Genomic DNA, 4,681 nt, shown 5'->3' with positions numbered 1-4,681 from the left:
GGGTCGCGACCGCAGGACGTCGTGGAAGATGGCGCAGGCAAGCACGACGAGAAGAACGCCGAGGACAAGCCGGAGCGCGACGAGGATATCGTGCTGCGGGAACTGGCCGTTCTGCCGGGGTCCAGCATCGTGGGACGATCGGCTACCGATCTTCGGCTGCGCACGCGGTTCGGGCTGAACCTGCTGGCGGTCTCGCGCGAGGGGCGGCCGCCGCCGACCCGGCTGCGGTCGCTGCGGATCCGCTCGGGCGATCTGCTGCTGATGCAGGGGCCGGCCGAGGTGATGGCCGATTTCGTCAACGATACCGGCTGCGTGCCCCTGCGCGAGCGGGAATTGCGCATCCCCGACAAGCGCATGGCGATCATCGCGGGCGCGATCATGCTGGGCGCCGTTGCCCTTGTCACGCTGGGTCTTCTGCCCGCGGCCCCGGCCTTTGCGCTGGGGGTCCTGGCCTCGATGCTGCTGCGCACGGTGCCGCCCCGGCAGGTCTATTCCGCGATCGACTGGCCGGTGATCGTGCTGCTGGGCGCGCTGATCCCGGTGGCGGGTGCGATGCAGGCAACGGGTGCGGCCGATCTGCTGGCGCGCGTGCTGGTCGAGACCATAGCGCAGGGCAATGCCGTCGCGGCGCTGGCGGTGGTGCTGGTGACGACGATGTTCCTGTCGGACGTGATGAACAACGCCGCCACCGCCGCCGTGCTGTGCCCGGTCGCGCTGGGCATCGCCGCGGCGCTCGGTGTCAATCCCGACAGCTTTCTGATGGCGGTGGCGATCGGGGCCTCCTGCGCGTTCCTGACCCCCATCGGGCATCAGAACAACACGCTGATCCTGGGCCCCGGCGGCTTTCGCTTTGGGGATTACTGGCGGCTTGGCCTGCCGCTGGAGATTCTGGTGGTCGTGGTCAGCCTGCCGCTTCTGCTGGTGGTCTGGCCGCTCTGACCCCTGTCCTTGCGCGGGATCATGGCGGGGCCGGTCCCTCCGCGCGAGGTTCGGGGCGACAGGGGCGGTGACGCTGGCTGTCCCCGGCAGGGAGTGCGCCATGACGCAGGTGGCCTGTGGGGTCTGGGACGGGGTTGTCCACGACCGGCAGGCAGGGCAAGCCACCGTTGAGCCCCGCAATTTCGACGAGTTCGACGAGGGCAACCCGATCCGCGCCTTTTTGGCGACCGGGGCTTCTTCGTGTTCGATGAAAGCGTCAGCCTTGTGGACGCACTTTACCACTACATGCGCAAGGCGGCCGAACAATCCTGCGGTGTCTGCACGCCCTGCCGGATGGGCTCGGTGCTGGTGCGCGACGCGCTGGACGCGATGCGGCGCGGGCTGGATGCACCGCTGGATCTGGATCAGATCGCGGTGCTGGGCGAGCAGATGCGCGAAACCTCGCTTTGCGGTCTGGGCCAGACCTGTGCGGTGGCGCTGCTGGATGCGCCGGGCCATTTCCGCGGCCGGATCGAGGAAGAACTGGCCCCGAAACGCCCGATCCGCGCGCAGCATGGCATGGCCTACATGACCGCCCCCTACATCGAGGCCTGCCCCTCCAAGGTGAACGTGCCGCGCTATATCGACTATATCCGCGACGGCAAGCCCGAGACCTCGCTGGGGGTTCTGTTGCAGAAATACCCGATGGCGGCGACCTGCGGGCGGGTCTGCGTGCGCTATTGCGAACAGGCCTGCCGGCGCAAGTTCGTGGACGAGGCGGTGGGCATCAAGACGCTGAAACGCTTTGTCGCCGACCCGCAATCGGGCCCGAACGCGCTGGAATTCACCCGCGACATGATCCGCAAGCCGCTGGATCCGGCCATGCGGGTGGCGGTGGTCGGTGCGGGTCCGGCGGGTATTTCCCGTGCCTATCATCTGCTGTTGCGCGGCTATCATGTCGATGTGTTCGACAAGGCAAGCCAGGCGGGCGGGATGGCGCAGATCGGCATTCCCGCCTACCGGCTGCCCAAGGACACGCTGGCGATGGAGACCGACATCATCGCCGATCCGGGCGGGCGGTTCCTGTTCGGCCAGCAGCTCGGCCGCGATTTCAGCATCAACGATCTGTTCGCGCGCGGCTACCGGGCGGTATTCTTGGGGCTTGGCTGCCAGGCGGGCTCGCGCTTGGGGGTTGCGGGCGAGGACGAGGCGCGCGCGGGCTATTTCAGCGGTATCGACTTCCTTCTGCGGGTTCACGATCATGTTGCGGGGGCTGCGCCGCTGTCCTTGTCGGGCGAGGTGCTGGTGGTGGGCGGGGGCAATGTCGCGATGGATTGCGTGCGCTCGGCGATCCGGCTGGGGGCGGGGCGCGTGCATCTCCTCTACCGTCGCACCTGCGAGGACATGCCCGCCGATCCCGGCGAGATCGCGGATGCCGAGGCCGAGGGTGTGACCTTTCAAACGCTTTGCAACCCGGTCCGCGTGCTGACCCAGGCGGGCCGCGTCACCGGCGTCGTGGTCGCGCAGATGGAACAGAGCGAGCCCGACGACAGCGGCCGGCGCAAGGTCCGCCCGATTCCGGGCAGCGAGGTGACATTGCCCTGCGACACGCTGATCGCGGCCATCGGCCAGCAGGTCGAGGATGGCAGCCGGATCGGGGCGGATGGCGTCGCGCTGGACCGCTGGCGCTGCGTGGCCGCGGATGATGCGCTCACCACCTCGCGGCCCGGTGTCTTTGCGGGCGGCGATTGCGTCACCGGCCCCTCGACGCTGATCTGGGCGATGGCCGATGGGCTGAAGGCCGCGCGCAATATCGACGACTGGACCCAGCGCGGCTCGGTCAGGTTCTACAAGCGCGCGGATGCGCAAGCTGCTTGCGGACAACGGTTTCCTTGCCAATGACGTGGTCGAGACGCCGGTGCGCAACGCCTATCGCGTGCACAATCCCGAACTCGACCCCGAATTGCGCAAGCGCATGTTCGAGGAGGTCGAGCAGACGATCAGCGCCAAGGCCGCCTATGCCGAGGCGCAGCGCTGCATGCGCTGCTATCGCGTCTACACGGTCCTTACCGGCCATCCCATCCCCGAAGGAGCGGTCTGAGCCATGTGCACCTCCGGCCCCGACACACCCGGCCCCGACGCGCCCGAGACCGTGGCGCTGATCCTCAACGGCACGCCCTGCACCAGCCGGGCGAACGAAATCATCCTGTCCTGCGTGCGGCGGCATGACATCTATATTCCGACGCTGTGCGAACCGGACGACATTGACCACACCCCCGGCACCTGCCGCGTCTGCTTGGTCGAGATCGTGCAGGCCGGCCATGACGCGCCGCAGATCGTGACCGCCTGCAACACGCCCATCCGCGACGCGATGGAGGTGCGGACCCGCAGCAAGCGCGCGCGCGACATGCAGCGCTTGCAGGTGGAATTGCTGATGGCAGACCATTTGCAGGATTGCGCGACCTGCATCCGGCATGGCGATTGCGAATTGCAGGATCTGGCGCAGTTCGTCGGGCTGACGGAAAACCGCTTCTTCGACCGTGCCCGGACCGAGGCGCGGCCTATCGACCTGACCTCGCCCGCGATGGTGCGCGACATGCGCCGCTGCGTGCGCTGCCAGCGCTGCGTCGCGATCTGCCGTCATCACCAGCAGGTCGATGCGCTGGCGATGGAGGGCACCGGGCTTGACCGTCTGGTGGCGCTGCGGGGCGCCGAGGACTACCTCTCGTCGGCCTGCGTGTCCGGCGGGCAATGCGTGCTGGTCTGCCCCACCGACGCCTTGGGCGAACGCGACCAGACCGACCGGGCCATCGACTGCATCTGCGACCCCGACCTTGTGACGGTGGTGCAATTCGCCCCCGCCGTGCGCGTCGCCTTTGGCGAGGAATTCGGCATGCCCCCCGGCACCAGTGTCGAGGGCCATATCGCCACCGCCTGGCGCAAGCTCGGCTTCGACGTGGTGCTGACCACCCGCGAATTCGCCCGCCTGTTGCGCCGCGAGGGGATCGACCTGAAGACGCTGGAATCCTCGGGCTTCGACAGCCCCTTTTTGCGCGAATATTCCGGCGCGGGTGCCGTCTTCGGCACCACCGGCGGTGTGATGGAGGCCGCGCTGTGCACCGTCTATGCCATCGTCAACGGACGCGAACTGAAGCAGATCGAACTGACCCAGCTGCGCGGCTTCGAGGGCATCCGCGAGGCCCGCGTCGATCTGGGCGGGCAGGTGGGCGAGGTCAGGGTGGCGATGGTCCACGGGCTTGGCGACACGCCTGCGCTGGTGGAGGCGGTGCTGGCAGGCAAGGCCGATTACGATTTCATCGAGGTCATGGCCTGCCCCGGCGGCTGCGTCGATGGGGGCGGGTCGCCGCGTTTGAAAAAGGCCTATCTGCCGCTGGCCCAGAAACGGCGCGAAACCATCTATGCGGTCGACCGGGCGGCCCGCGTGCGCCGGTCGCACAACAACCCGCAGGTGCAGGCGCTGTACCGCGATTTCCTGGGCGCGCCGAACTCGGAACTTGCGCAGCAATTGCTGCACACGAGCTACGAGGATCGCCGACGCGAGCTGAAGCATACCGTCAAGGAGATCTGGGACGACATCACCATGAGCACGATGGTCTATTGACCCGGAGGCCCTGTTTCGACCGCCGCGCGGTACTGGCCGGGCTGGCCGCGCTGGCCCTTGCGCCCCCGGCGCGAGGGGCGGAGCGGCTGACGCTCTGGGGTATTCCGGGCACGCCTTCGGCGGTCTTTGCCCGCGCGGTGG

Annotated in this window: 4 protein-coding genes; all 4 read left to right on the top strand. The window is 68.1% G+C overall.

Annotated features, from left to right (window positions below; translation table 11 throughout):
• The coding region (locus ENN83_RS08440) for an SLC13 family permease (RefSeq protein WP_287185926.1) at nucleotides 1–939 on the top strand (939 nt) is incomplete at its 5' end.
• Nucleotides 940–1,179: 240 nt separating this feature from the next.
• Nucleotides 1,180–2,820, top strand: a complete 1,641-nt coding sequence (locus ENN83_RS08435) for an FAD-dependent oxidoreductase (protein ID WP_287185925.1) — start codon at nucleotides 1,180–1,182, stop codon at nucleotides 2,818–2,820.
• On the top strand, nucleotides 2,780–3,019 hold the full coding sequence (locus tag ENN83_RS08430) for a hypothetical protein (RefSeq protein ID WP_287185924.1): 240 nt from the start codon (nucleotides 2,780–2,782) through the stop codon (nucleotides 3,017–3,019). Before ENN83_RS08435 ends, ENN83_RS08430 begins: the two co-directional genes overlap by 41 nt.
• Nucleotides 3,020–3,022: 3 nt before the next feature.
• Nucleotides 3,023–4,540 (top strand): [Fe-Fe] hydrogenase large subunit C-terminal domain-containing protein, encoded by a 1,518-nt coding sequence (locus ENN83_RS08425; protein ID WP_287185923.1) that lies wholly within the window; start codon nucleotides 3,023–3,025, stop codon nucleotides 4,538–4,540.
• Nucleotides 4,541–4,681: the final 141 nt, after the last annotated feature.

This window comes from Rhodovulum sp. (assembly GCF_011048875.1).
Taxonomy (GTDB): Bacteria; Pseudomonadota; Alphaproteobacteria; order Rhodobacterales; family Rhodobacteraceae; genus Rhodovulum; species Rhodovulum tesquicola.
Note: the sequence above shows the minus strand (reverse complement) of the source record. Positions and strands in the feature narration are given on the sequence as shown.

What these genes read in the sequence shown, in the direction of transcription:
- ENN83_RS08430 (WP_287185924.1), top strand. Translation starts at nt 2,780, where the DNA reads ATGCGCAAGCTGCTTGCGGACAACGGTTTCCTTGCCAATGACGTGGTC.
- ENN83_RS08425 (WP_287185923.1), top strand. Translation starts at nt 3,023, where the DNA reads ATGTGCACCTCCGGCCCCGACACACCCGGCCCCGACGCGCCCGAGACC.